The 26,996-nt window shown below is 66.5% G+C and carries 25 protein-coding genes and 1 tRNA gene; 22 read left to right on the top strand and 4 right to left on the bottom strand.

Annotated features, from left to right (window positions below; all coding sequences use genetic code 11):
• Window positions 1–108: 108 nt before the first annotated feature.
• The 4 genes from AC5P74_RS14450 to AC5P74_RS14435 all read left to right on the top strand — a co-directional run bounded on the left by AC5P74_RS14450 (window position 109) and on the right by AC5P74_RS14435 (window position 4,629).
• Window positions 109–2,982: an autotransporter domain-containing protein gene (locus AC5P74_RS14450; RefSeq protein WP_346607480.1), complete on the top strand. Its 2,874-nt coding sequence runs from the start codon at window positions 109–111 to the stop codon at window positions 2,980–2,982.
• A gap of 97 nt (window positions 2,983–3,079) precedes the next feature.
• Window positions 3,080–4,090, top strand: a complete 1,011-nt coding sequence (locus AC5P74_RS14445) for a 2-hydroxyacid dehydrogenase (RefSeq protein WP_346607481.1) — start codon at window positions 3,080–3,082, stop codon at window positions 4,088–4,090.
• Between the two features lie 51 nt (window positions 4,091–4,141).
• Window positions 4,142–4,468, top strand: a complete 327-nt coding sequence (locus AC5P74_RS14440; protein WP_095377775.1) for a hypothetical protein — start codon at window positions 4,142–4,144, stop codon at window positions 4,466–4,468.
• An 85-nt stretch (window positions 4,469–4,553) separates the two neighbouring features.
• A tRNA-Thr gene (locus AC5P74_RS14435) sits at window positions 4,554–4,629 on the top strand.
• 63 nt (window positions 4,630–4,692) lie between these two features.
• On the opposite strand, the gene AC5P74_RS14430 is transcribed toward AC5P74_RS14435, so the two are convergent.
• Window positions 4,693–5,025 (bottom strand): hypothetical protein, encoded by a 333-nt coding sequence (locus tag AC5P74_RS14430; protein ID WP_235642867.1) that lies wholly within the window; start codon window positions 5,023–5,025, stop codon window positions 4,693–4,695.
• A 13-nt stretch (window positions 5,026–5,038) separates the two neighbouring features.
• Window positions 5,039–5,674 carry a GyrI-like domain-containing protein gene (locus tag AC5P74_RS14425; RefSeq protein ID WP_346607482.1) on the bottom strand — a complete coding sequence of 212 codons (636 nt, stop codon included), beginning with the start codon at window positions 5,672–5,674 and terminating at the stop codon, window positions 5,039–5,041.
• Window positions 5,675–6,027: 353 nt separating this feature from the next.
• On the opposite strand from AC5P74_RS14425, the gene cyoA reads away from it, so the two are divergent.
• The 4 genes from cyoA to cyoD are packed head-to-tail and all read left to right on the top strand — an operon-like array spanning window position 6,028 to window position 10,044.
• Window positions 6,028–7,068, top strand: a complete 1,041-nt coding sequence (cyoA, locus tag AC5P74_RS14420) for a ubiquinol oxidase subunit II (protein WP_005415723.1) — start codon at window positions 6,028–6,030, stop codon at window positions 7,066–7,068.
• 2 nt (window positions 7,069–7,070) lie between these two features.
• Window positions 7,071–9,068 carry a cytochrome o ubiquinol oxidase subunit I gene (cyoB, locus tag AC5P74_RS14415; RefSeq protein WP_032954024.1) on the top strand — a complete coding sequence of 666 codons (1,998 nt, stop codon included), beginning with the start codon at window positions 7,071–7,073 and terminating at the stop codon, window positions 9,066–9,068.
• Window positions 9,065–9,703 carry a cytochrome o ubiquinol oxidase subunit III gene (gene cyoC, locus AC5P74_RS14410; RefSeq protein ID WP_005408583.1) on the top strand — a complete coding sequence of 213 codons (639 nt, stop codon included), beginning with the start codon at window positions 9,065–9,067 and terminating at the stop codon, window positions 9,701–9,703. The genes cyoB and cyoC overlap by 4 nt, the downstream gene beginning before the upstream one ends.
• The gene (cyoD, locus tag AC5P74_RS14405; protein WP_005415725.1) at window positions 9,703–10,044 is read left to right on the top strand and encodes a cytochrome o ubiquinol oxidase subunit IV; all 342 of its coding nucleotides are present in this window, start codon (window positions 9,703–9,705) and stop codon (window positions 10,042–10,044) included. The genes cyoC and cyoD overlap by 1 nt, the downstream gene beginning before the upstream one ends.
• Before the next feature lie 200 nt (window positions 10,045–10,244).
• Here the strand turns inward: cyoD and AC5P74_RS14400 are convergent, their stop codons facing one another.
• Window positions 10,245–12,302, bottom strand: a complete 2,058-nt coding sequence (locus AC5P74_RS14400) for a putative bifunctional diguanylate cyclase/phosphodiesterase (protein ID WP_235642866.1) — start codon at window positions 12,300–12,302, stop codon at window positions 10,245–10,247.
• A 150-nt stretch (window positions 12,303–12,452) separates the two neighbouring features.
• On the opposite strand from AC5P74_RS14400, the gene radA reads away from it, so the two are divergent.
• The 4 genes from radA to AC5P74_RS14380 all read left to right on the top strand — a co-directional run bounded on the left by radA (window position 12,453) and on the right by AC5P74_RS14380 (window position 18,639).
• Window positions 12,453–13,829 (top strand): DNA repair protein RadA, encoded by a 1,377-nt coding sequence (gene radA / locus AC5P74_RS14395; protein ID WP_005408586.1) that lies wholly within the window; start codon window positions 12,453–12,455, stop codon window positions 13,827–13,829.
• Window positions 13,830–13,941: 112 nt separating this feature from the next.
• Window positions 13,942–15,798 (top strand): ATP-binding protein, encoded by a 1,857-nt coding sequence (locus tag AC5P74_RS14390; protein WP_206620223.1) that lies wholly within the window; start codon window positions 13,942–13,944, stop codon window positions 15,796–15,798.
• Window positions 15,799–15,847: 49 nt separating this feature from the next.
• A complete protein-coding gene (locus AC5P74_RS14385; RefSeq protein WP_171958145.1) occupies window positions 15,848–18,154 on the top strand; it encodes a tetratricopeptide repeat protein in 2,307 nt (768 codons plus the stop codon).
• 26 nt (window positions 18,155–18,180) lie between these two features.
• On the top strand, window positions 18,181–18,639 hold the full coding sequence (locus AC5P74_RS14380; RefSeq protein ID WP_206620222.1) for a YqhG/Tai3 family protein: 459 nt from the start codon (window positions 18,181–18,183) through the stop codon (window positions 18,637–18,639).
• Window positions 18,640–18,680: 41 nt separating this feature from the next.
• On the opposite strand, the gene AC5P74_RS14375 is transcribed toward AC5P74_RS14380, so the two are convergent.
• Window positions 18,681–19,475: a cytochrome C assembly family protein gene (locus tag AC5P74_RS14375; protein WP_005415730.1), complete on the bottom strand. Its 795-nt coding sequence runs from the start codon at window positions 19,473–19,475 to the stop codon at window positions 18,681–18,683.
• Window positions 19,476–19,597: 122 nt separating this feature from the next.
• On the opposite strand from AC5P74_RS14375, the gene ffh reads away from it, so the two are divergent.
• From ffh to AC5P74_RS14325, 10 genes are all read left to right on the top strand, one after another.
• Window positions 19,598–20,974 (top strand): signal recognition particle protein, encoded by a 1,377-nt coding sequence (ffh, locus tag AC5P74_RS14370; protein WP_005408591.1) that lies wholly within the window; start codon window positions 19,598–19,600, stop codon window positions 20,972–20,974.
• Between the two features lie 131 nt (window positions 20,975–21,105).
• Entirely contained in the window at window positions 21,106–22,182 is a 1,077-nt protein-coding gene (locus AC5P74_RS14365; RefSeq protein WP_206620220.1) for an NAD(P)H-dependent flavin oxidoreductase, read from the top strand.
• Window positions 22,179–22,991 carry an aminotransferase class IV family protein gene (locus AC5P74_RS14360; protein ID WP_206620219.1) on the top strand — a complete coding sequence of 271 codons (813 nt, stop codon included), beginning with the start codon at window positions 22,179–22,181 and terminating at the stop codon, window positions 22,989–22,991. The genes AC5P74_RS14365 and AC5P74_RS14360 overlap by 4 nt, the downstream gene beginning before the upstream one ends.
• 99 nt (window positions 22,992–23,090) lie before the next feature.
• Entirely contained in the window at window positions 23,091–23,351 is a 261-nt protein-coding gene (rpsP, locus tag AC5P74_RS14355) for a 30S ribosomal protein S16 (RefSeq protein ID WP_005415733.1), read from the top strand.
• A gap of 44 nt (window positions 23,352–23,395) precedes the next feature.
• The gene (gene rimM, locus AC5P74_RS14350) at window positions 23,396–23,908 is read left to right on the top strand and encodes a ribosome maturation factor RimM (RefSeq protein WP_019659264.1); all 513 of its coding nucleotides are present in this window, start codon (window positions 23,396–23,398) and stop codon (window positions 23,906–23,908) included.
• 8 nt (window positions 23,909–23,916) lie between these two features.
• Window positions 23,917–24,675, top strand: coding sequence for a tRNA (guanosine(37)-N1)-methyltransferase TrmD (gene trmD / locus AC5P74_RS14345; RefSeq protein ID WP_206620218.1), 759 nt, complete (start codon window positions 23,917–23,919; stop codon window positions 24,673–24,675).
• A 154-nt stretch (window positions 24,676–24,829) separates the two neighbouring features.
• Window positions 24,830–25,231 carry a 50S ribosomal protein L19 gene (rplS, locus tag AC5P74_RS14340; RefSeq protein ID WP_005415736.1) on the top strand — a complete coding sequence of 134 codons (402 nt, stop codon included), beginning with the start codon at window positions 24,830–24,832 and terminating at the stop codon, window positions 25,229–25,231.
• An 82-nt stretch (window positions 25,232–25,313) separates the two neighbouring features.
• Window positions 25,314–25,694: a DUF6404 family protein gene (locus tag AC5P74_RS14335; protein WP_053498494.1), complete on the top strand. Its 381-nt coding sequence runs from the start codon at window positions 25,314–25,316 to the stop codon at window positions 25,692–25,694.
• A gap of 78 nt (window positions 25,695–25,772) precedes the next feature.
• Window positions 25,773–26,207 (top strand): DUF1801 domain-containing protein, encoded by a 435-nt coding sequence (locus AC5P74_RS14330; RefSeq protein WP_070489271.1) that lies wholly within the window; start codon window positions 25,773–25,775, stop codon window positions 26,205–26,207.
• 38 nt (window positions 26,208–26,245) lie between these two features.
• The gene (locus AC5P74_RS14325; protein ID WP_206620217.1) at window positions 26,246–26,653 is read left to right on the top strand and encodes a DUF1801 domain-containing protein; all 408 of its coding nucleotides are present in this window, start codon (window positions 26,246–26,248) and stop codon (window positions 26,651–26,653) included.
• Window positions 26,654–26,996 lie beyond the last annotated feature (343 nt).

Below are 26,996 nucleotides of genomic sequence, written 5' to 3'. Positions count from 1 at the left end.
GATTTCATTGTGAATGCATTCATGTTTCGGGGGCTGGTGCGCTGGGGGAGTTTGCGCCGCCCGGACGTTGAACTCCTGACCCGTGTGTTGCGGGTGGAGAGAGAACGCATGAAACATTCGAAGTTGAGCCTGGCCCTGGCCGGGCTGATGGGCGTCACCGCCATGGCGGCGGTTGATGACGTCATGGCAATGAATTATCACGTGCGGGACGATCGCGTCTTCCTCAGCGGCGGCGTCACCGTTGCTGACGTGGTGGCGCTGCCCGCGCTGCTGGCCAAGGCACAGGCTGAAGGCCGTCCGATCCGCGAAGTCGTGCTGCGCACATCCAATGGTGGCGCGCTGATCGCCGGCGAGTGGCTGCAGGCGGTGATCCGCACCCAGGGCCTGGACACCATCGTGTCCGGCCACTGCATCTCGTCCTGCTCGATCATGCAGTCCGGTGGCGTCAACCGTTACCTCGGCGGCGATCTGCCACTGGTCGACTCGGTGCAGATCCACGCCGCCAGCAGTGGCGGCAAGATCACCTATGCGCCGTCAGCGCGCATGACCCAGATCTACACAGGCAACTACGGCGGCGGGATGGATGCGGGCCTGTTGCACAAGGCGATGTATGAAGTGGTTCAACCCAATGGCCTGCTGGTATTCCGCGACCCGGCGCGCACCACGGGTACGTCGGTCACCTTCGATCCGGATGGCAGCGGCAGCAAGCTGGAGTCGTTCCCGGGCCAGGACATCCGCGGCAACAACATCATCAACACGGCAGGCTATCGCGATCCGGGCGACACCCTCCGTGTCACCAGCAACGTCAGCGGCGACATCAACCCGGGCTACCTGCGCACCGCGCGCCAGCTGCAGGCCTTCGTCGACGACGATTTCGCGCGCTGGAACACCGACTGGGCCAGCACCTACATCAACGATGCGGTGAGCCTGTACAACGTCTCCACGCGGGGGGCGAACGGTATCGGCGCGCAGTCGTTGCAGCAGCTGCTCGCCGATCCCGACGTCCAGAATGAACTGCGCGGCCAGCTGCGGCTGGCCGATCTGGATGCCTCAACCCTGGCCAGTTCGGCGGGCGTGATCCGTGTCAGCAATGGCGCTACCTGGCGCACCGCCGAAACCACTGGCGCCGATTTCATTCTGGTGGACAACGGCACCATCGCACTGGAGGGTGGTGCGCTGCGCACCCCCGAGCTGCGCGTGATGCCGGGCAGCATCGTGGTCGGCCACGGTGATATCGCATCGGTCGGCACCGACAGCGATGCGCTGCTGGATGGCACCGGCCCGTCCTACCGCGAAGACGGCTTCAACCGCCTGCGCGTGTTCGGCACGTTGATGCCGCGTGGTGGCGATCTGGTGACCCACGGCTACGTCAACATCATGCCCGGCGGGCAGGTGCTGTTCGATGTTACCGAAACCGGTGGTACCGGCAGTGGCCGCCTGCGCGTCGGCAGCTTCTACGATGGCGGCTCCGAGGAGGGCGCGCTGGTGATCGCGCAGGGCGCACATCTGGCGCTGAACGTGGCCCAGGGCTTCTATTCCGGCACCTACCGTCGCGACCTGGTGGAAGGACCGATCTACCAGGGGGGCTTCCAGGATGCCGTGCGGCTGGGCGATGCCGGCTACAGCGCCAGCGTCACGGCCGGTGAAGTGTTCCGCCCGCGCCACAATTCGCTGCTCAGCTTCAACGTCAACCAGACCGCCGACGGCCTGTGGCTGACCGCCAACCCGGGCTTCGATCAGCTGGGACTGTTCGCCAACGGCACCTCCGGCGACGGCCTAGGGCGCGCGCTGGCCGCTGCATCGGACCGCCAGGACAGCGGCCTGAAGTCGTTGCTCGGCGCGCTGCAGTTCGCTGACCGTGATGTGATCGCACAGCAGGCTGGCGCCCTGCGCGGTGACGCGCATGCCAGCCTGCGCCTGGCCGACAATGCACTGATCGGCAGCATCGGCAACGTGGTGCAGCAGCACCAGGCAGCGATGCGCAGTGGCGGCGATGCAGACGGGTTGGCTTCGCAGGCGGCGCAGTCGGTGTCGGCGCAGCCGGGCATGCGCCATGGCAGCCTGTTCAACCAGCTGGCCATGCATCTGGTTGAACCGGCCGGCGAAGCTGCTGGCGACAGCGGCGTGGCGGGGCGCAGCCATGGCCTGTGGGCGCGCGGTTTCGCCAGCCATGGCCGCATCGACGCCGACGGTGGTGTGGCCGGCCTGAGCCACACTGTCGGCGGCATCGTGATCGGTGCCGATACCCGCGTGGCCGATGACCGCGTGACCCTCGGCGTGAGCGTGGCCGCCGCCGACATGTCGACCAAGGCCAGCGACGGCTCCGGCTTCAGTGGCGACGTACGCGCGCTGGATGTGGGCGGCTACCTGGATGCGACCTATTCGCGGGGCTACCTGTCGGCGGCCGTGCGCTACACCGACCTGCGGCATGACACCCGCCGCAGTGTCAGCGGCATTGATGGGCTGCAGCAGCCTCTGCGCGCGAAGTACAGCAACGATGCCATCTCGGCACGGGTGGAGCATGCGTTCTCCTTCACCACTGGAAAGGGTCTGGTGATCCAGCCGCTGCTGCCGGTGGTGGACTACGCACGGACCTCGGCCACCCGTTTCAATGAAGGGCAGGGCGCCGGTGCGCTGGTGGGCCGCAGCGGCAGCCTGGAGAGCATTCGTGTGGGTGCCGGCCTGCAGCTGTTCAAGACCTTCGAAGGCAACAACGGTGAGCGCATCACCCCGCGTGCCCGCGTGGTCTGGCAGAAGGAGCTGGGCGATTCGCAGGCGCGCTACAGCACCGGCTTTGCTGCGGCCCCGGACCTGGTGTTTGGTGCCAGCAGCCAGGCCGTGGGCGAGCAGGTGCTGGCCTGGAACGTCGGCGTGACCAGTCGCGCCAGCGACCGCCTGTCGATCATGGCCGACTACGTGGGTGAGCGCCGCGACGGGCAGATCCAGAACGGCGTGATGCTGGGCCTGGGCTACCGGTTCTAAGGGGCACTCGGTCCCGGCGATATCCGTATCGCCGGGACCATCCCATCAGGGCAGGTGCTGCGGTATGGTCGGCAGGGAATTCCAGCCAGGCCTGTCCATGCAGATCGCCGTTTTCAGTGCCCGCCCCTACGATCGTCGCTTCCTCGACGAGGCCAACCAGCGCGATGCGGCCGGGCAGGGCTTTGCGTTCGTGTACTTCGATGCCGCGCTGGACGTGCATACCGCCGCACTGGCGCAGGACTGCGCCGCCGTCTGCGTGTTCGTCAATGACCGTCTCGACGCGCCGGTTCTGCACGCGTTGCATGCGCTGGGCGTACGCGCCATCCTGCTGCGCTGCGCCGGCTTCAACAATGTGGACCTGGCCACCGCGAAAGCGCTGGAGCTGTTCGTCGCACGGGTGCCGGCCTATTCCCCCGAAGCCGTGGCCGAGCACGCGCTGGCGCTGGTGATGACGCTCAACCGGCAGACCCATCGCGCCTACAATCGCGTGCGCGAGGGCAACTTCATGCTCGATGGCCTGCTCGGCCGCACTCTGCATGGACGCACGGTCGGCATCGTCGGCACCGGCAAGATCGGCCTGGCCACCGCGCGCATCTTCAATGGCATGGGCTGCACCGTGCTGGGGCATGACCCGTATCCATCGCCGGCCTTCGCCGGCGTGGGCGACATGGTTGGGCTGGATGAACTGCTGGCGCGCGCCGACATCGTGTCGCTGCATTGCCCGCTGACGCCCGATACCCGGCACCTGATCAACGACGCCTCGCTGGCGCGGATGAAGACCGGCGCGATGCTGGTCAACACCTCGCGCGGCGCGCTGGTCGATACCCATGCGGTGATCCGCGCGCTGAAGTCGCGGCGGCTGGGTCATCTGGCCATCGACGTCTACGAGCAGGAAAGCGCGCTGTTCTTCCAGGACCTGTCCGGCGAGATCATCGACGACGAGGCCTTCCAGCGCCTGATGACCTTCCCCAACGTGCTGGTGACCGGCCACCAGGGCTTCTTCACCGTAGAGGCGCTGCAGGAGATCTCGGCAATCACGCTGGGGAACCTGCGGGATTTCGCCGAGGGGCGGGTGTGTGCGAACCGGGTGGAGACATCGCTGAGATGATTGGAAGTCATGAGGGGTGTGCGTTTTCATACCTATCATTGAGGGGCGCAGATGAAACGCTTAGTCACCTTGAAAGTTGGGCTGCTGTTTCCATTGCTGATGGCGGGCGGCTGTGCAGCGGAGGAGTCCCGAGGCGAGAAGGGGTGGGAAGGGCTAGAACGATGCGTGACAACAATCGAGACTTACGTTCAAGAGACGAGGGGATGGAAACGGGAGATGTATCGGATTGCGGAGGAGTCTTCCGGCACCGCAGATATTGGCTTCTCGGTCCAGCACGTCCATGACAGGGTTCTGCTGCCAGAAGGTGGACTGAAGTCATTTCATGTTGATCTCGACCAGCGATGTTCCAGGGTCATCCGTGAAAGCCACTATCAGTAGCTGGTAGCGGCTTGTTGGCCCATGAAGAGGGTAGATGCGCGGCCATTGACCGCATGTTGCTTGTAGTCCTACAATGCCCAGCTAGGCCGGAATAGCTCAGTTGGTAGAGCGGCGCATTCGTAATGCGTAGGTCGCAGGTTCGACTCCTGTTTCCGGCACCAGTTGCATGAAAAGCCCCGGCTCAGGTCGGGGCTTTTGTTTGGGCGTCTAGCAGCGGGATTCCATCAACGGCCTGCCATCCTCGCGTCACGCGCCAGCCACCACGCCAGCTGCCGGAGATAACCACCTGCAGCTCCCGCCAATGCGCCGATCAGCAGGCGTGCGAGCACTCTGATCCCGCGCGCGGCCCGCTCCCGCACCCAAGGCAGTACCGCCACCACCTGCGCACCCAGCAACAGCATCAGCACGTCCAGCCCCAGCGCATCCACCACCGGTAACAACGGCAGCAGATCCGGATTGCAGGCCAGCATGATCACCAGTGCAGCACCCAGCACGGCCATCAGGCGGCGCCCGGCGGGCAGGGTGGTCCAGCGCATCAGGCGGTTGTTCAGGCGCACGGCATTCCTCGTGTCATCTGCGGGAATCCTCATCAGGCCCGATCGGCCGCACCGGCTGCCGCAGCACGGTTTTCAACCGCGCTGCGTCGGTCCTGCGCGGGTCACTCAGGTAGATCTCATGATGGGGGCCGGCAAAGGTGTATCCCAGTGCGGGCATCACTTCGTCATGCAGCTGCGCCAGGACGGGTCCCTCGTCGTCGTAGGCGCCCACGTGCAAGGTCTGCAGGCTGGGGCCCTCGGCAAGGACTTCATGGCGGAGGCTGGGCGGCGCCTCTCCCAGCTTCGCGCGCGCCTTTCCGATCGCCGCTTGCCACTGCGCAGGGCCGATGCCCTCGGGTGTGCGGATCATTACGGTCCAGGCCCACTCATCCTTGCGCCGTGCGACGAAGCTGGCTGGGTCCTCGGCACTCCACAGCGCTTCCAGCGGTGGTACCACGTAGTCGCGCCCTTCGGCCTTCAGCGCGAACTTCAGTGCATAGCTCACCGAATACAGCCACTGCACGGCCTGCAGGTAGGCGGGGGCCGTGTTCGGGTCGCCGCGACCATCGACCATCACGTAGGGCAGGGGCGGTACGTCCACGGTCACGAACCGGCCCATCGGGGCCTGATAGAGCGCCCGGTCGCGCTTCTTGAAGTCGATCTTGTCCACGGGCCTTCCTCCTGCGCCGAGCATCCCACGCCAGGCACCCGCCAGCACGCCTGAACAGGTTCAGGTGACTTTGCCGAACGAGGGCGGACTGCCGGCCAGCACCTGATGCCAGGATGCCGCCCGCAGGCGTCCTGCTGGCCGCGCCTGCGCGGTGCGACAACGTGTCGCAGCCAGAATCGGGCCTTTCCTGCGCTCGATCAATGTCAATGCCTTTCTTAAATGGTGGGTGACGGCCTAAAATTGAAAGGCTGACTCGACCCCACCTCCCTGCCTGTCTTCCGGACCGGTGGGACCGGCTTTGGCCGGAACAGGCAGGGACGGGGAACGGCATTCCCTCGCAATTGGATCGACCGATGATTCCGTTGAAAACCCTTGGGCGCTGGTTGCGCCCGGGCCTGCTGCTGTCGTTGCTGGTGATGCTCACCGGCTGCGATGCCGTGGCCATCCTCAGTCCGAAGGGCCAGATCGGCCAGGATGAGAAGACCCTGCTGATCACGGCCACCGTGCTCATGCTGCTGGTCGTCATCCCGGTCATCATCATGACCCTGACGTTCGCGTGGAAGTATCGCGCCTCCAACACCAAGGCCCGTTACGAGCCGAAGTGGTCCCACTCGACGGCGATCGAGGTGGTGGTGTGGTCCATTCCCTGCATGATCGTGCTGGTGCTGGCGGTCCTGACCTGGCGTTCGTCGCACGCACTGGACCCGTATCGTCCGCTGGATTCGGACGTCAAGCCGGTCACCATCGAGGCGATCTCGCTGGACTGGAAATGGCTGTTCATCTATCCGGAAGAGAAGGTGGCGGTCGTCAACGAAATCAAGTTCCCGGTCAACACGCCGCTGAACTTCAAGATCACGTCCGATTCGGTGATGAATGCCTTCTTCATCCCGCACCTGGGCAGCATGATCTACTCGATGGCTGCGATGGAGACCAAGCTCCACCTGATCGCCAACGAGACCGGTGAATTCCCGGGCATGTCCTCGCACTACAGCGGCGCGGGCTTCGCCAAGATGCACTTCACCGCCTACTCGGTCACCGATGCCGAGTACCGCCAGTGGCTGGACCAGGTCCGCGCCGGCGAGCAGACCCTGGACAAGGCCTCGTTCAAGGCGCTGGGTGAAGCGCGCAACGCCGAGTGGTATCCGGTCACTTACTTCGGCAAGACCGAAGAAGGCCTGTTCGACTGGGTCATCGCCAAGCACATGGGCGACAACAAGCATTACGGCATGAAGCACTCGCATGCCGGTGCCGCCGCTGCCGATGCCGCCACCCATGAAGCGCACGAGGGCCATGCCCCGAGTGACGCGCATGATTCCAAGGAATCGGGTGAAAACCTGGATGCCACCGAACACGAACACGCAGGCCATGCCGGCCACGCGGGTTCGGGAGAATGAACATGTTGGGAAAACTCTCTCTTGAGTCGATCCCCCACGATCCGATCGTGCTGACCACCCTGGTCGGCGCGGTTCTTGGTGGCCTGGGCGTCGTCGCCCTGATCACCAAGTTCAAGCTGTGGGGCTATCTGTGGAAGGAGTGGTTCACTTCGGTGGATCACAAGAAGATCGGCGTGATGTACCTCATCGTCGCCTTTGTCATGCTGCTGCGCGGTTTCTCCGACGCCATCATGATGCGTACCCAGCAGGCCATCGCCGTCGGTGGCTCCGAGGGTTACCTGCCGCCGCACCACTACGACCAGATCTTCACCGCCCACGGCGTGATCATGATCTTCTTCGTGGCGATGCCGCTGATCACCGGCCTGATGAACCTGGCCGTGCCGCTGCAGATCGGTGCGCGCGACGTCGCGTTCCCGTTCGTCAACTCGCTCAGCTTCTGGCTGTTCGTGTCCGGTGCGGTGCTGATCATGCTGTCGCTGTGGATCGGTGAGTTCGCTGCCACCGGCTGGCTGGCGTTCCCGCCGTTGTCGGGCATCGAATACAGTCCAAGCGTCGGCATGGACTATTACATCTGGGGTCTACAGGTGGCGGGTTTGGGTACCACGCTCAGTGGTATCAACTTCTTCATCACCATCCTCAAGATGCGCACCCCGAGCATGAAGCTGATGCAGATGCCGGTGTTCACCTGGACCGCCCTGGTGACCAACGTGCTGATCGTGGCCGCGTTCCCGGTGCTGACCATCACCCTGGTGCTGCTGACCCTGGACCGTTACCTGGGTACGCACTTCTTCACCAATGACGGTGGCGGCAACGCCATGCTGTACATCAACCTGATCTGGATCTGGGGTCACCCGGAGGTGTACATCCTGGTCCTGCCGGCGTTCGGTGTGTTCTCCGAAGTCATCGCGACCTTCTCGCGCAAGGCGCTGTTCGGCTACAAGGGCATGGTCTACGCCACCGCCTGCATCGGCGTGCTGTCGTTCATCGTGTGGCTGCACCACTTCTTCACCATGGGTTCGGGTGCCAACGTCAATGCCTTCTTCGGCATCACGACGATGATCATCTCGATCCCGACCGGCGTGAAGATCTTCAACTGGCTGTTCACCATGTTCCGTGGCCGCGTGCACTTCACCACCCCGGTGCTGTGGACCATCGGCTTCATGGTCACCTTCGTCATCGGCGGCATGACCGGCGTGATGCTGGCGATCCCGGCCATCGACTTCGTGCTGCACAACAGCCTGTTCCTGATCGCCCACTTCCACAACGTCATCATCGGCGGCGTGGTGTTCGGCATGTTCGCCGGCATCACCTACTGGTGGCCGAAGATGTTCGGCTTCCGCCTCAATGAGTTCTGGGGCAAGTGCGCGTTCTGGTGCTGGTTCATCGGCTTCTACGTGACCTTCATGCCGATGTACGTGCTGGGCTTCATGGGCATGACCCGTCGCCTGCAGAGCACGGTGAACCCGGCCTACGAGCCGTTGCTGCTGGTTGCCGCCTGCGGCGCGTTCATCGTCGGCGCCGGCATCCTGTGCCAGATCATCCAGGTGGCCGTGTCGATCCGCGATCGCAAGAAGACCGTCGACCTGACCGGCGATCCGTGGGATGCCCGTACGCTGGAGTGGGAAACCTCTTCGCCGCCGGCCTTCTACAACTTCGGCACGCTGCCGGAAGTCACCGAGCTGGACGATTTCTGGGAACGCAAGCAGCGGGGTGAAGCCTGGCCGAAGCCGGCCAAGTACACCGACATCCACATGCCGCGCAACACCGGCACGGGCGTTGTCATCGGTGCCTTCAGCCTGGTGTTCGGCTTCGCGATGATCTGGCACATCTGGTGGCTGGCCATCGTCGGCTTCGTCGGCATGATCGCCACGTTCATCTACCGCACCTTCGACCAGGACGTGGACTACTGGGTCCCGGCCGCCGAGGTGGAACGCATCGAGAACGAACACCGCAAGCACCTGGAAGCCCAGGGCCTGGTGAAGTCGGAGCTGAAGGCATGAGCACCAATACCTCGACCCTGAGCCACGGGCACGCCGCGCACGCGGCGGCCCATGGCCATGACGACCACGAGCACCACGATACCGGCGGCAACACCGTCTTCGGTTTCTGGGTGTACCTGATGAGCGACTGCCTCATCTTCGCCTCGCTGTTCGCCACCTACGTGGTGCTGGCGGGCGGTACCGATGGTGGTCCCACCGCGAAGGACCTGTTCGAGCTGCCGTTCGTGGCGTGGGAAACCGCGCTGCTGCTGACCTCGTCGCTGACCTTCGGCCTGGGCATGATTGCCATGCACCGCAAGCAGATGGGCCAGATGTACCTGTGGCTGGGCATCACCTGGCTGCTGGGCTTCGGCTTCATGTGCATGGAAGTGTGGGAGTTCCAGCACCTGATCCATCAGGGCTACGGTCCGGACCGCAGTGCCTTCCTGTCGGCGTTCTTCGCCCTGGTCGGTACCCATGGCCTGCACGTCAGCGCCGGCCTGCTGTGGCTGCTGGTGATGTTCGTGCAGCTGAAGAAGTACGGCCTGACCCCGACCAACAAGACCCGCATGGCGTGCCTGAGCCTGTTCTGGCACTTCCTGGACCTGATCTGGATCGGCGTGTTCTCCGTCGTCTACCTCAATGGAGCGCTGTAATGGCACATGACAACCATGCACACGACCACGGCACCGGCGGCGAAAGCCACGGCAGCGTGAAGTCGTACCTGATCGGCTTCGTGCTGGCGGTGGTGCTGACCGTCATCCCGTTCTGGATGGTGATGTCGGGCGATTTCTCGCGCACCGTCAACGGTGTGGTGATCGCAGTCACCGCGGTGCTGCAGATGCTGGTCCACCTGGTGTTCTTCTTGCACCTGGATCGCTCTTCGGAAAGTCGCTGGAACGTCAACGCTGCGGCCTTCACCGTCGTGGTGATCGGCATCATCGTGATCGGCACCCTGTGGGTCATGCACAACATGAACGTGCACATGATGCACTGACGTCCTCGCGACGTTGCCACGCAGAAAGGCCGCCCTCGGGCGGCCTTTCTGTTGGCGGATGGATGGGGTCGGATCCCTGTCCGCAGGGCAGGGCTCTGACCCCGGGGCCCGGGTAGATCCACGCCATGCGTGGATGGAGTTGCGTGGATGGGGTCAGAGCCCATGCCGCAGGCAAGGGCTCTGACCCCGAAACCGGGGCCTCACCCCACCCGGCGCAGGAACTCTTCGGCCTCCATCGGCCGGCCCAGATGGTAGCCCTGCAGCTGGTCGCAGCCGAGCTCGCTCAGGTACTCGCGCTGCGCCTGGGTCTCCACGCCCTCGGCCACCACCTGCAGCTGCAGGGTGCGGCCCAGCGCGATGATTGACGAGACAATGGCGGCGTCCTCGTCATTGCGTTCCAGGTCGTGCACGAACGCACGGTCGATCTTCAGTTCGGTGGCTGGCATCCGCTTGAGGTAGAGCAGGCTGGAATAGCCGGTACCGAAATCATCGATGGCGATGTGCACGCCCATTGCGGTCAGGTCGCTGAGGATCGCCAAGCTGGCATCGACGTCCTTCATCGCCGTGGTCTCGGTGATCTCCAGGGTCAGCCGTGCAGGTTCGATCCGGTGCCGCTCCAGCACCTCGCGCACGCTGTCCAGCAGTGCCGGCGAGGCAAACTGCAACGGCGAGAGATTCACTGCCATGGTCCATTCCGCATGCCCGGCATCGTGCCATGCCCGCAGTTGCGCACAGGCCCGGTCCAGTACCCAGTCACCGATCGGCAGGATCAGGCCGCTGCGTTCGGCGATCGGAATGAAGAGATCCGGTGCCAGCAGCCCCAGCTCCGGGTGCTGCCAGCGCAGCAGCGCCTCGGCCCCGGTGGCCGGTGCGCCCGCGGCCGGAAATTTGGGCTGGTAATGCAGGATCAGTTCGTTGCGGGCGATGGCCTTGCGCAGGTCCTGCAGCAGGCGCAGCTGGCGATTGGCACTGAGCTGCATCGAGGGGGTGAAGAAGGTATAGCCGTTCCGCCCGGTCTCCTTGGTGTGGTACATCGCCGCATCGGCGTGCGCCATCAGCTCGCGCTCGTTGCTGGCGTCATCCGGATACAGGGCGATGCCCAGGCTGGCGCTGACCTGCAGTTCGGCCGCATCCAGCGTGAACGGCTCACCGGCGGCGGCAATGATGCGCTCGGCCACCACTACCGCATCGTCGGGAATATCGATGGCCAGCACGATCACGAACTCGTCGCCGCCGAGGCGGGCGAACGTGTCCTGCGGGCGCAGCAGGCCGCCGATGCGCTGCGCCACCGCCACCAGCAGGCGGTCGCCAAGCTGGTGGCCATAGGCATCATTGACCGCCTTGAAGCCATCCAGGTCGCAGAACATCACCGCCACCGCATGATTGCGGCGCCGCGCCTTCTCGATGGCCTGCTCGATGCGGTCCTGCAGCAGCATGCGGTTGGGCAGCTGGGTCAAGGGATCATGCAGTGCCGCCTGGATCAGCTTGTCGTTGGCGTGCGCCAGCGAATCGGCCAGCAGCCCGGTGCGCACGCGCATCTGCCGGTCGAACAGCGAGGCCACGAGGGCGATGCCCAGCGTGGCCACGGTGGTGACGATCACCAGCACGGCCAGCCAGCGCGTGTCGATGCCGCCACTGCCGACGGCGCCACAGATGCTGCCTTCGGGGAAGCGCGCCGCCGCCATGCCGGTGTAATGCATGCCGACGATGGCCAGGCCCATCACCAGCGATGCGAGCACGCGCAGGAGCAGGGTGTGGCGCTGCTCGGCGCGCAGGCGGAAGGCGATCCACAGTGCGGCGCCAGCGGCACCGATGGCCACCGCGATGGAGGCGGCAAACCAGCCCGGGTGGTAGTTGATGCCGGGCTGCATGCGCATCGCAGCCATGCCCAGGTAGTGCATGGCTGCGATGCCCAGGCCCATCAGCACGGCCCCGGCCAACAGCCGGCGCCACGGCAGGGTGGGGCGCGACACCAGCCACAGCGCATAGGCGGAGGCGCCGATCGAGACCGCCAGCGAGTACAGGGTGATGCCGAGGTCGTAGCCCAGCGGAATCGGCAGGTCGAAGGCAAGCATGCCGATGAAGTGCATCGACCAGATGCCCAGGCCCATCGCCGCCGCACCCCCCGCCAGCCACCAGCGGGCCACGCGGCCCTCGGCGGTGGCCAGGCGCCCGGCCATGTCCAGCGCCGTGTACGAAGCAAGAATGGCCACCAGCAGGGAGATGATGACCAGGCTCTGACTGTAACTGCCAGTCATGTTGAATCCAGTGGGGGAGGAAGGGGGCGCCCGCAAGGCGCACGCCCGCGACCCCTATCGGCGCGGGTGGGCAGGACTTGAGCGGTCGCAGCAGCTGCGACCGGGCTCGGCTATCCTGCCACGCCTGTTCCCGTTGCTGGAAATCATCCGATGGCCAAAGCCCGCACCGCCTACGTCTGCAATGAATGCGGCGCCGAATTCAGCAAATGGCAGGGCCAGTGCACGGAGTGCAACGCCTGGAACTCGCTGTCTGAAATCGTGCTGGAGAGCGCGGCGGCGGCCAAGGCACCGGCGTCGCGGCGGGCGGGCTGGGCCGGCAAGATCGATCCGCCGAAGATCACCGCGCTGAAGGACGTGGAGCAGACCGAGCATCGCCGGGTCTCCACTGGCATCGGCGAGTTCGACCGCGTGCTGGGTGGTGGCCTGGTCGAAGGCGCGGTGGTGCTGGTGGGCGGCGACCCGGGTATCGGCAAGTCGACGCTGCTGCTGCAGGCGGTGGCGAAGATGGCGGCCGAACTGCCGGTGCTGTACGTCACCGGTGAAGAGTCGCTGGCCCAGGTGGCCGGCCGCGCGCACCGCCTGGAGCTGCCACTGGACGGAGTCAACGCGCTGGCCGAGACCGGGGTCGAGTCGATCCTGCAGCATGCCTCCAGGGCTGGGCCGCGGCTGATCGTGGCCGATTCGGTGCAGACCCTGTGGACCGAGAGCCTGACCGCTGCGCCGGGTTCGGTCAGCCAGGTCCGCGAGAGTGCGGCGCGGCTGGTGCGGTTCGCCAAGGAGACCGGTACTGCCGTGTTCCTGGTCGGCCACGTGACCAAGGAGGGTGGCATCGCCGGCCCGCGCGTGCTGGAACACATGGTCGACGCGGTGCTGTACTTCGAGGGCGAGAGCGGCAGCCGCTTCCGCCTGTTGCGCGCGTTCAAGAACCGCTTCGGTGCGGTCAACGAGCTGGGTGTGTTCGCGATGGGCGACAAGGGCCTGAAGGAGGTCTCCAACCCCTCGGCGATCTTCCTCTCCGGCGGCAGCACCCACCAACCGGGCAGCTGCGTGATGGTCACCCGCGAGGGCACACGGCCGCTGCTGGTGGAGGTACAGGCGCTGGTCGATGCATCGCCGCTGTCGAACCCGCGCCGTGTCGCGGTCGGCCTGGAGCAGAACCGCCTGGCGATGCTGCTGGCGGTGCTGCATCGCCATGGCGGCGTACTGGTCGGCGACCAGGACGTGTTCGTCAATGTGGTCGGTGGCATCCGCGTGCAGGAGACTGCCGCCGATCTGCCGGTGCTGCTGGCGGTGTTGTCGTCGCTGCAGGATCGGCCGCTGGCGGAGAAGACCATCGCCTTCGGTGAAGTGGGCCTGTCCGGCGAGATCCGCCCGGTGCCCAATGGCGAAGACCGCCTGCGCGAGGCCGCCACCCATGGTTTCAAGCGCGCCATCGTGCCCAAGGCCAATGCGCCCAAGGGCGGTTCGGTGAAAGGCATGGAGGTGATCGCGGTGGAACGCCTGTCCGAGGCCATCGACGCGGCGTGAGGCCGGCTCTACAAACGTCAATCACGGCAACGGTCAGCTTCCTTGTGCTAGTTTTTCCCGCTCGACGAAGACGCCCTCTGGCGTCTTTCCGTGCCCAGGAGTAAACGATTACATGCAGGACACCGCACTCACCGCCCCCAACGCCGAGATCCGTCGCGCCGGGGTCGATCTCAATGGATTGATGACGGTGCTGGGCAAGCACCTGTATTCCACCCCGGTGGTGGCGCTGCGTGAGCTGGTGCAGAACGCGCATGACTCGATCATCCGCCGCCGCATCGAGCAGCCCGGTGTTGACGTGCCTTCGCGCATTTCGGTGCAGGTTGATGCCGGTGCCGGCGTGCTGCGCATCACTGATACCGGTGCTGGCCTGACCCGCCAGGAGATCCACGATTACCTGGCCACCGTCGGCGTCGGCTACACCCGTGGCCTGCGCCAGGGCGGTGAGGACGATGAAGGGCTGATCGGCATGTTCGGTCTCGGCTTCCTGTCGGCCTTCGTGCTGGCGCGCCGGGTCAGTGTGCGAACCACCTCGTACCAGGCGCCGGATCTGGGCCATCTGTACGTGTCCAGCAACGCCGAGCAATACACCGTCAGCGAAGTGCCTGCACGCGCGGTCGGCACCGAGGTGGAGCTGGAGCTGCATCCGGACTTCCTGCCGCTGGCCAACGAGGCGCGCCTGCATGAGGTGCTGGGCCGCTACTGCGCGTTGCTGTCCGAGCCGATCTTCATCGGTGCTGCGGGCGAGGCGCTCAATCCCGAGCCGCCGCCGTGGCGCGGCCAGGGGGATGTCGCCGTGCATCCGGTGCAGGCGCGTCGGCAGGCGCTGCAGTTCGCAGCGCGGTTCGAGCACGATTTCGAACCGATCGTCACCGTGCCGCTGCGCGCCGATGGCAACAGCGATGCCGCTGGCCTGCTGTGGGTGCAGGATGGCGCCACCTATGGCACCAGCGACAACCGCAACCTGTCGGTGTTCGTGCGTGGGATGCTGCTGGATGACGACGCGCGCGACCTGTTGCCGCCGTGGGCCGGATTCATCGGCGGAGTGATCGAATCCTCGCGGTTGACGCCCACCGCCAGCCGCGAAGACCTGCAGCGCGATGACCAGTACCGCGCGGTGCAGCATGCACTGCTGGAGGCGCTGATCGACGGCCTGGCCGACGTTGCGAAGCAGCAACCGGAAGCCTGGCGGCGCGTGCTGACCCGCCACAACGAGGCCCTGCTGGGTGCGGCACTGTGCGATGAGCGCCTGTTCGAACTGCTGATGGAGCATGTGCGGGTACCGACCTCGCAGGGCGACCTGCCGGCCAGTGCGCTGCCGGCGCGCGGTGCCGTGCATGTCATCCTCGACAACGGCGGCGGCTTTGAAGAGATGCTGTTCCGCGCGATGGGCGTACCGGTCGCGCATGGCCATCGCTACGCGGTGGTGCCGTTCCTGCGGCGCTGGGCCCAGGCCAAGGGCCTGCGCCTGGTCGAGCTCGGCACCGAGCAGGGCAACCGCGCACTGTTCCGCAGTGATGACAGCCTCGACGAGGCGCAGCTGGCGTGGCTGCGCGAACAGCTGGGCGACGGCGAGCAGCTGCTGCCCGCACGTTTCAGCCCGGAGGCGCTGCCGGTGGTGGTGGTGCCCGACCGCGAGGCCGAGCTGAAGCAGCGGCTGGAAGACGACGAGAACGACAAGCGCGTCTCGATGGCCGCGCTGCGCCTGGCGCGCCAGTTCACCGCGCGCATCGAATCACGCGCACCCTCGCGGCTCTACCTCAACCTCGACAACCCGGCGGTGCAGGCACTGCTGCGCGCCCAGCGCGAGGGCCACCCACAGGCCGAGGCTGCGGCGCGCCTGCTGCGCTCGCTGAAAGTCATCGTCGCCGCGCAGGGCCGCCCGCTGGCGCGCGCGACCGCTACGCCGGGCCCGGATCTCAATGGTGCCTTCACCGATATCGCCGGTGCCCTGCAGCAGATGCTGCGCTGAGCACCGCACCCTCTCATCCAGCCTTCGCTAGACAGGAGCAATTATCCCCATGGACATCTGGAACTGGGTCGAAAAGCTGCAGGGTGACCTGCGCCAGGCCGGCCAGGCGCAGAACGCGCACCTGCTGAACCGTCTCGCCGACGAGGTCAGTGAACTGCAGATCGACCGCGTCGATGCCCTGCTGCCCGAAGCACGCGCCCTGGGCAAGGCGCTGGACAACCCTTGGGTTGACGTCTATGTCGGCCACTGGGCGCTGCGCAACCGCGTCGGCAACCGCGTGGAAGGCGAGAGCGCACTCGGCGAAGCCGTAGCGCTGTTCGAGCGCGCGCACCGCGAGGACACCCTGGAATGCCCGCAGTCGATCTGCGTGACCCAGGACCTGGCCGCCTGCTACGGCAACATCGATGGCCCGGGCTGGGTGCCCGAGCGCATCGAGGTCTGCGACGAAACCCTTGGCCGCATCGATCCGAGCTGGGCCTGTTTCCAGTGCCTGAGCTGCGAGAAGGCCGATGCGCTGCTCGATGATGGCCGTGGCCAGGAGGCGCTGGATTACCTGCAGGTGCAGGCCGATGCCGTGGAAGCCTGTGGCAAGGAAGTGTTCGACAGCTTCCCCGAGATGCAGATCAAGATCCTGCTCGCTGTCGGCCGCGCCGACGAGGCACTGGCGCTGATCGAGAAGCGCGAGGCCGAAGTGGCAGCCTCCGGGGAGTACGAACCGGCCAACTGCACGGTGCCGCGTCGCTTGTCCAAGGCCTGGGCGCTGGCCCAGCTGGGCCGCGACGAAGAGGCGCTGCAGCAGCTGGTGCCGTGGAGCGAGCTGACCCCGAACTACTGGCGGCTGTGGGCAAACACCGCCGCAGCACTGTGCCAGCGTGATCCCGCGCGCAATACGTGGGATCTGGGCACGCGCTTCAACACCATCATCGAGCACTTCGCACGGGTCGGTTCGCACCGCCTGCTGATCGAAGTCGCGGCGCTGAGCCTGGAGCTGGCGCTGCAGCGTGGCGCGCGCTGGGTCGCACTGCGGCAGCTGGAACTGGCCCGCACCCATCTGGCGCAGCTGCGCCAGGATCGGGGTGCTGCGGCGCTTGTGGCCGGCCTGGCCGCGCGCATCGAGGCATTGCCGGACGTCGCGCCGCTGCCGGTGCCGGCGGGCGAGCTGCTGGCATGGCTGGACGCGCAGGGCGAACAGAACCAGTCGCGCGATCCCGAGCGCGAAGCGCAGTGGTTGCTGCAGGCGCATGCCGAGCTGCCCGATGACGAGGCGCTTGCCGAGATGGCTGCCTCCGCGCTGAATGCCTGCGGCGCGCAGGCCGAGGCGCGGTCGCTGCTGTGGCGGTTCGTACGCGGCCATACCCAGCACGATGGCCCCGCGGCCTACACGCTGATGCGCTGGCTGGCCGAACAGGGCGACGACGACGGACTGCGCCAGCTGGCCGATCTCTATCGCGGCAGCGTGCCGGTGTTCGCGCACTGGTGCGAGGTGCAGCGTGCACGCCGCGTGTCCGACTGGCCGGCGCTGGAGCAGGCGGCCCGATCGCTTCTGGAGCTGTCTCCGGGCTCGCACGGCGCGCGCGGCACGCTGGCGCGCATGTACATGGAAACCGGCCGTTTCAGCGAGGCCCAGGCCTGTTATGCACAGCTGGTGGAGCTGCTGGAGGAGCCCAATGCCGCGTATTGGGACCACATGAGTGCAGCCAGCGCGGCGCGCGACTGGGACGCGGTGCGCCGCTCGGCGGCGGCGATCGGCATGGAATTGTCCAGCCAGGATGGCGTGGTCGAGGAGCCGTGGGGCTGGGTGATCATCCGCAGCGAAGAGAACGGCGAACCGATGGAGTACTACGCCCGTCGCAGCGGTCCGGTGACCGCGCGCATCGTCGAGAACGCACCGTCCAACCGCGCCCAGCAGGTGGGCGACTGGGTGGTGTTCGATGCCGCGCTGGTGCATCCGGCACCAGAGGAGGAGGAAGCACGCGAGCATTTCATCCCGACCTATGCGCAGGTGCATGTGCTGGAGCGCGGCGGCTTCGCCCGCAGCTGGATGATCGATGGCGCGCACCCGGGCGAAGAGGCCTGGAATGCCTTCGTCGAGGCGGCCGAAGCACAGGGCTGGAAGGTGTGGTCACACAGCCGGCCGGACTACACCGTCACCGACCCCGATGTGGAAGAGGGTACGCTGCCCGGCCTGCTGTTCACCGTGGCCCAGCCGCAGGACCACGCACCGCTGGCACTGCACCGCTTCCTGCAGCAGCACACCGCGACGTGGCCGCATCCGCATTGCTGGCTGCGCCTGGCTGAAGCCTGTGACCAGGATCGCCAGCCGCATCTGGACGTGATCGAGCGTTACGGGTTGTAGGCCGGCACTACCTCAGGGACCAATACATGCGAAAGACATGGATGTTGATGATCGCCGGGCTGCTGCTGGCCCCCACCGTGCAGGCGTCACCCGCCTGCCAGGAACCAGAGGCGGTGGCCCGCGCCTTCTACGAGGCAACGACGGGCAACGGTGATCTGCTGGAGCCACCCCCGGCCCTGGTCAGCCCTGCTTTCGGCAAGGCACTGCGCGGAGAGCGCGCTTGCCAGCAGCGCGAAGAGGGCATCTGCACAATCGATTCGGATCCGTGGCTGGATGCGCAGGACGGTGACATCGTAACCCCGGTGCGCTACAGCTGGAAGGAGGCTTCGGCCTCCGCCGGCCAGGTCGAGATGCGCTATTCGGTGTGGAAGAAGGCCTACCTGACCCGCCTGCCGATGGTGCGCCACGGGCAGGGATGCTGGCAGGTTGATGACATCGTCACCAACAGTGGTCGTTCGGTGCGGAAGATCCTGGCCCAGCCTTGACGGTAGCGCCGGTGGGTGCCGACCGTTGGTCGGCACACCGCCTATCGCGAATGCCCGAACACCAGTTCGATCACGAACTGGCTGCCGAAGAAGGCCAGCAGCAGCAACAGCATCGCCGCCAGCGTCCAGTGCACCGCCTTCATGCCGCGCCAGCCGTAGCGCCGGCGGCCGATCAGCAGCACGCCGAACACGATCCACGACAGCACGCTCAGCACGGTCTTGTGCACCAGCTTCTGCGCCAGCAGGTCGTCGACGAACAGCACCCCGGTGACCAGGGTGAGGGTCAGCAGCGCGAAGCCGACGGTGATCACCCGGAACAGCAGTGATTCCAGGTCGGCCAGCGGCGGTAGCGCGCGCAGCCAAGGCCGGAACTCGCGGCGGCGCAGTGCGCGTTCCTGCAGCCACAGCATGATCGCCAGCAGCGCGGCGATGCTCAGCGTGGCGTAGGCCAGCAGGGCCAGCCAGGCGTGGCTGGCCAGGCGCCAGCCCAGCACCTTGCTCGGTTCGTGGCCGTAACCGTGGTAGGCCAGCAGCAGCACGGCGGCCAGCGGGAACACCACCACGCCCAGCGCCGACATCCGCCCGCGCGCGCCGACCAGCGAAGTCAGCCAGGCCATGCCCAGGCCGACCAGCGACAGTGCGGCGAAGAAGTGCATGTCCGGCCCGCCGTTGGTGCGCATCGCCACCATCACGTGGTAGCCGCCGTGCAGCAGCATGGCGGGCAGGGCCGGCCATAGCCAGATGGGGGAGCCGGTCGTCTCATCGCGGCCAAGCGCGCGCACCAGCAGGGCACTGGCAGCCAGGTAGAGCAGGACGGCGATGAGAACGATTGTCATCGTTGCAGTTTCGCATACCCCCGTGATGCTGGCGACGGCCCCGTGGCCGCAGTCCGGGGAGACAGCCAGACCCGTTATACTGTCTGCATTATTGTCCCCCGCTTTCAGACAGGTTGCGCCGCATGTTCGAGTCCCTGACCCAGCGCCTTTCCGGCACCATCGAGCGCCTGCGTGGCCGCGGCCGCCTGACCGAGGAGAACATCCGCGAGGCGACCCGCGAAGTGCGCATCGCGCTGCTCGAAGCCGACGTTGCGCTGCCGGTGGTGCAGGCCCTGATCGAGCGCATCAAGGTGCGCGCGGTTGGCCAGGAAGTGCTGAAGTCGCTGACCCCGGGCCAGGCGCTGATCAAGGTCGTGCGCGACGAGCTGACTGCGGTGATGGGCGCTGAAGCCAGCGACCTGAACCTCAATGTGCCCGCTCCGGCCATCATCCTGATGGCGGGCCTGCAGGGCGCCGGCAAGACCACCACCGTGGGCAAGCTGGCCAAGCACCTGAAGGAAAAGCGCAAGAAGAAGGTGATGGTGGTCTCGGCCGACGTCTACCGTCCGGCCGCGATCGAGCAGCTGAAAACCCTGGCCGAGCAGGTGGGCGTGCTGTTCTTCCCGTCCAGCGCCGACCAGAAGCCGGAAGCCATCGTCCGCGCAGCCATCGACGATGCACGCAAGTCGTTCGTCGACGTGCTGCTGGTCGATACCGCCGGCCGCCTGGCCATCGACGAAGCGATGATGGCCGAGATCAAGGCCCTGCACGCTGCGGTGAATCCGGCCGAAACGCTGTTCGTGGTCGACGCCATGACCGGCCAGGACGCGGCCAATACCGCCAAGGCCTTCGGCGATGCCCTGCCGCTGACCGGCGTGGTGCTGACCAAGACCGACGGTGACGCCCGCGGCGGCGCCGCGCTGAGCGTGCGCTACATCACCGGCAAGCCGATCAAGTTCGTCGGTGTCAGTGAAAAGCCGGAAGGCCTGGACGTGTTCCACCCGGACCGTATCGCCAGCCGCATCCTCGACATGGGCGACGTGCTGTCGCTGGTCGAGCAGGTCGAGCAGCAGGTCGACAAGGACAAGGCCGCCAAGCTGGCCGAGAAGGTCGCCAAGGGCAAGAAATTCGACCTGAACGACATGCGTGACCAGCTCGAGCAGATGCAGAACATGGGCGGCATCGGCGGCCTGATGGACAAGCTGCCGGGCCTGGGCAACATCCCCGACCATCTGAAGCAGCAGGTCAGCCAGGGCAAGGAAGTGCCGCGCATGATCGCCATCATCAGCTCGATGACCAAGAAGGAACGGCGCAATCCGAACCTGCTCAACGGCTCGCGCCGCGCGCGCATCGCCAAGGGCTCGGGCGTGACGCCGGCCGACGTCAACAAGCTGATGAAGCAGTACATGCAGATGGAAAAGATGATGAGCAAGATGGCCGGCGGTGGCATGAAGGGCATGTTGCGCAGCATGAAGGGGATGATGGGCGCCATGGGCGGCCGCGGCATGCCGTTCCGTTGATGCGTTGATGCGTGGGTGCGCGCTGTGGTCGGCGCGGCCTGCGTAGCGTCGAGCGCGGTGCAGTCGAGCAAGCTCGACTCTACCCCCGTCCTGCGCGCACCATGGGGGCCTGTCCGAAACGATGGGCCGTCATGCAGAGTTCCGCTGTCACTTCCCGCGCCGAGGCGTTCTGCCGGCGCTTTGGCATTTCCGTTCCGATCCTGCTGGCACCGATGGCCGGTGCCTGCCCGGTACCGTTGTCGGCCGCGCTGGCCAACGCCGGCAGCATGGGCGCAATGGGCGCGGTGCTGTCGTCGTCGGCCGATATCGGTCGCTGGATGGATGACTTCCGCGCAGCCTCCAGCGGTCCGGCGCAGGTGAACCTGTGGGTGCCGGACCCTGTACCGGCCCGTGACGTTGCCGCCGAGGCCGCCAGCCGCGCCTTCCTGGCGCAATGGGGCCCGGAGGTGCCGGCCAGCGCCGCCGAGGCCACGCCAGCCGACTTCGAGGAACAGTTTGCCGCACTGCTGGCGGCGCGTCCTGCGGTGGCCTCGACCATCATGGGCGTGCTGTTGCCGCGCCACGTGCAGCAGTTGAAGGATGCCGGCATCGCCTGGATCGCGTGCGCGACCACCTTGTCCGAGGCGCGCGCGGCACAGGACGCCGGTGCCGATGCGGTGGTGGCGCAGGGCGCGGAGGCCGGCGGCCATCGTGGTTCCTTCGATCCGGCGATGGCCGAGCGCCAGCTGGTCGGCCTGTTCGCGCTGCTGCCGCGCCTGGCCGATCACCTGCAGATTCCGGTGATTGCCGCCGGCGGCATCGCCGATGGCCGTGGTATCGCTGCCGCACTCGCCTTGGGCGCCAGTGCGGTGCAGATCGGCACCGCCTTCCTGCGCACGCCGGAAGCGGCGATCGCTTCGGCGTGGGCCGATGGGCTGGCCGCCAGCGAACCGGAAGACACCTGGCCGACCCGCGCCTTCAGTGGTCGCCTGGGCCGTGGCCTGGCGACGCCCTATGTGCGCGCCGCTGCCGCAGAAGGCGCCCCCGCGCCGCGTCCATACCCGGTGCAGCGCGGCCTGACCGCCCCGATGCGCAGGCAGGCGGCACAGGAAAATCGTCTGGCGGCGATGCAGGCCTGGGCCGGGCAGTCAGCATGGATGGCGCCGGCACAGCCGGCCGCCGACGTGCTGCGCGGCATGTGGGAACAGGCGCAGGCATTGCTGCGATGACGCTGACCTGCAACGGCCTGCCGGCACAGGTGGAAGACCTGCTGCCGGCGCTGGTGAACTATGGCCACTTCACTTCGCTGCAGGTGCGTGGTGGTGCAGTGCAGGGGCTGGGCCTGCATCTGGCGCGGCTGTCACAGGCTACGCGCGAACTGTTCGGCAGCGAACTGGACACGGTGCAGGTGCAGGCGTGGATGGCGCAGGCATTGCAGCAGTCAGGGCAGGCCGATGCCTCGCTGCGGGTGACCGTGTACTCGCGCCGTTTTGATTTCCGCAATCCGCTGGCGGCGGTGCCGGTGGACGTGCTGGTGGCGGTGTCCGCGCCGATGACGCTGACCGCCTCCAAGCGTGTGCGCAGCGTGGCCTGGCAGCGCGAGATGCCGCAGATCAAGCATGTGGGCACCTTCGGCCTGTTCGCCGAGCGTCGCGCGGCGATGGCGGAAGGCTTCGACGATGTGCTGTTCGCGACCGCCGATGGCCACGTGAGTGAAGGCAGCACCTGGAATCTGGCCGTGCACGATGGTGAACGGCTGCTCTGGCCGCAGGCGCCGGCCCTGCGCGGGACTGCCGAGGCACTGCTGAAGCAGCATTGGCCGGGGCCTCAGGCCACTCAGCCGCTGCGGCTGGCCGATCTGGCCGGCGTGAAGGCGGCTTTTGCCTGCAACGCCAGCGGGTTGTGGGCGCTGGAGGCCATTGACGGGCATGCCCTGGCCGGCTCCCAGGCGCTGGCTGAACAGGGCAGGGCGGTGCTGGCGGCGGTGGCCTGGGACAAATTGGGGTCAGATCCCTTTTGCGCCGCAAAAGGGATCTGACCCCGGGAGTTCATCCCCGGGGTTGGCCCGGCCGCGATCTGCCGCTATAATCGCCCGCTTACCTCGCCATCCTGGCGACTGGGCAATAGGAAAAACACCATGGTCAAGATTCGACTGACCCGCGGCGGCGCCAAGAAGCGTCCGTTCTACCACATCATCGTCACCGACGTGCGCAGCGCGCGCGACGGCCGCAACATCGAGCGCGTCGGCTTCTACAACCCGGTCGCCCAGGGCGCCGAGAAGCGCATCGAGCTGGACCTGGCCCGCGTTGACCATTGGGTCAAGAACGGCGCCCAGCCGACCGACAAGGTCCGCAACCTGATCAAGGAAGCGACCAAGTCCCAGGCCGCTGCGGCCTGATCCTGACGGGCCACGCTTCGGCGTGGCCCTCTTGGTTGAAGCAGATGAAAGATATCGAGCGCCGCATCCTGCTGGGCAGGGTTGTCGGCGCTTTTGGTGTGCGCGGCGAGATCAAGCTCGAGTCCTGGACCGAGCCACGTTCCGCCATTTTCCGTTACCAGCCGTGGATCGTGCGCAGCCCGTCCGGCGTGGAAACCACGATTGAAGGTGTACGTGGCCGCGATAGCGGCAAGCACCTGGTCGCCCGTTTTCCCGGGGTCGAGGATCGCGATGTGGTCGAAGCGATGCGCGGCACCGAAATCTACGTGGCCCGCAGTGCATTGCCGCCACCGAAGCCCGATGAGTACTACTGGGTGGACCTGGAAGGCCTGGACGTGACGACCACCGAGGGCGTCGCCCTGGGCCAGGTCTCGCACCTGTTCAGCACCGGCGCCAATGATGTGGTGGTGGTCCGTGGTGACCGCGAGCGGATGATCCCGTTCGTGCTGCCGGACTTCGTCAAATCGGTCGATTTCGAGGCCAATCTGGTCGTGGTCGACTGGGATCCCGAGTTCTGAGCAGACGCATGCGTTTCGACGTCATCACCCTGTTCCCCGAGTTCCTCGCCCAGTCCGCTGGATTGGGCGTGGTCGGGCGCGCGCGGGAGAAGGGGCTGTTCAGCCTGCATGGCTGGAACCCCCGTGATTACGCCGAAGGCAACTATCGCCGGGTGGACGACCGTCCGTTCGGCGGTGGCCCGGGCATGGTGATGCTGATCGAGCCGCTGCAGGCCTGCCTGCAGGCGATCCGAGAGGCCGATCCCACCCCGGCGCGGGTGATCTACCTCAGTCCGCAGGGCGCGCCGTTGACCCAGGCCAAGGTGCGGGAACTGGCGGCGCTGCCGCGCATGGTCCTGCTCTGTGGCCGCTACGAGGGCATCGACGAGCGTTTCCTGGAGGCCAATGTCGACGAGGAAATCTCCCTCGGCGACTACGTGCTGTCCGGGGGCGAGCTGGGCGCGGCGGTGATCATCGACGCCGTGGCCCGCCTGCAGGACGGTGCCCTGAACGATGCGGAGTCGGCGGCGCAGGACAGCTTCGAGGGCGACCTCGGCCTGCTCGACTGCCCGCATTACAGCCAGCCGGCCCAGCACCCGCTGGGGGACGTGCCGGAGGTGCTGCGCTCGGGCAACCACGCGGCCATCGCCGCCTGGCGCCGCCAGCAGTCGCTGCTCCGGACCGCCCAGCGGCGCCCGGACCTGCTGGATGAACAGGCACTGGGCAAGGCCGACCGCAAACTGCTGGAGCAGGGCCGCCAGGCCCGGAACCAGAAGGCCAGCCCCTAGCGCAGGGCTGGCTTTATCGGCTATCATGGCCAATTCCCGCCAGCCCCGGTTGGCGCGCGCAGTACCCAAAACAAACGTGCAGCACAGTCCGGTGACTGCATGAGCCCACGTTGTCGATACGACACGCCCACCCGAACAAGAATCGGTGTAACCCATGAGCAAGCTGAACAAGTCCATCGTCGCGGAATTCGAATCCGCCCAGATCACCCGCGAACTGCCGAAGTTCAGCCAGGGCGACACCGTTGTCGTCAATGTGAAGGTGAAGGAAGGCAGCCGCGAGCGCGTGCAGGCCTACGAAGGCGTCGTCATCGCCACCAAGAATGCCGGCCTGAACTCCTCGTTCACCGTGCGCAAGATCTCGCACGGCTACGGCGTCGAGCGCGTTTTCCAGACCCACAGCGCCATCATCGACTCGGTCGAAGTGAAGCGTCGTGGTAAGGTCCGCGCCGGCAAGCTGTACTACCTGCGTGGCCTGGAAGGCAAGGCTGCCCGCATCAAGGAAGACCTGGCTGCCGCTGCTGCCGCCAAGGCTGCCCGTCTGGCCGACAAGGCCTGATAAACAACTTCGGTTGTTGCCGCGACGGCCACCTTCGGGTGGCCGTTTGCGTTTCCGGCATCGCATCGGCCACGATCAGCTGATGAGCGACATCAACCCGCGCTATCCCGCCGTGATCCAGTCGGCACTGCGCTTTCTCGACGGCAAGGGGCTGGCGCGCGTGCAGTCGGCGCCGCTGCTGCACCGCCTGCTATGGCGCCTGGGCATTGCCCTGCCGCCACCGATCCTGGCCGGCTTCGGCACCAATGCGCTGGTGCAGGGCCTGTTGTTCGGGCTGTTCTGGACCGCGCTGATGTGGCTGATGCTGTGGCAGGGCAGCGAGCGCCCGCTGGCGCTGTTGCTGGTGGCCGGCCTGTCGGCTGGCGTGCTGTTCGGTATCGTGATGGCAGCGCTGATGCGCTCGCTGCGCCGCCACCGCAAGCTGCCGGACTGGCGCCGGTTCCGCGCACGGCAGGCGGGCTGAGCCGATGGCGCACTGCGCCGTGACCACCGGGCGGGCCCGCGCTAGGCTGCAGCTTCATCCCGATGGACGTAGCGTGCGATGCCTGCCAAGCGAACCGCACCTTCCACTGCGCCCACGCTGCTGTCCGGTGGCAACCCGCAGATCGCCAAGGGCGAGGGCGATGCGCCGGTGCAGGCATACATCGCCGCCATGCCGGACTGGAAACGTCCGATCGGCGCGCGACTGGATGCATTGATCGAGCAGGCCGTACCTGGGGTGCACAAGGCGGTGAAGTGGAACTCGCCGATGTATGCGGTTGCGCCGGGCGAAGGGTGGTTTCTCGGCTTCCATTGCTTCACCCGCTACATCAAGGTGGCGTTCTTCCGTGGCGCGGCACTGGCGCCAGTGCCGCCCGAGCCGTCCAGGAGCGCCGATACGCGTTACCTGCACATCCCGCAGGACGGCCTGCTGGATGAGGCACAGTTCCTCGACTGGGTGCGCCAGGCCGCCGCGTTGCCCGGCGAGCGCATGTAACCCCGACCTTCTCATTCCTTTCCCGACGAGAGCTCCTGATGGCCACGCATGCCCCCAACCCGGCCGATGCCGGAACACCGGCCACCGAGTTGATCGATGCACGCATCGCCGAGTTGGCAGACTGGCGCGGTGAAACACTGGCACGCGTGCGTGCGTTGATCCATGAAGCGCTGCCCGACGTGCAGGAAACCTGGAAATGGCGGGGTACACCGGTGTGGGAGCACAACGGCATCCTGTGCACCGGCGAGACCTACAAGCAGGCAGTGAAGCTGACCTTCGCCAACGGTGCGGCGCTGGCCGATCCAAAGGGGCTGTTCAACGCAAGCCTGGACGGCAACACGCGGCGTGCGATCGACATCCATGAAGGCGCGATGCCGGATGCCGCTGCGTTCAAGGCGCTGCTGCGCGCGGCGGCGACGTTCAACGCGGGCCGGAAGAAGCGGTAGAGCCGGCCGCTGGCCGGCTGCTTTGCGATGCTTGCGGAGGGGTTTGAAGTTGCCGGCCAGCGGCCGGCACTACCGTGGTAATCCCCGGCGGCGAAGAAGCGGTAGAACCGGCCGCTGGCTGGCTGTTCTGCGATGCTTGCGGAGGGGGTTGAAGTTGCCGGCCAGCGGCCGGCACTACCGTGGTAATCCCCGGTGGCGGAGAAGCGGTAGAGCCGGCCGCTGGCCGGCTGCTTTGCGATGCTTGCGGAGGGGTTTGAAGTTGCCGGCCAGCGGCCGGCACTACCGTGGTAATCCCCGGCGGCGAAGAAGCGGTAGAGCCGGCCGCTGGCCGGCTGTTCTGCGA

It is taken from the genome of Stenotrophomonas sp. YJH_SMC_94-11, assembly GCF_059370435.1.
The sequence above is the reverse complement of the archived record's forward strand: the minus strand, read 5'-3'. Positions and strand labels throughout refer to the sequence as shown.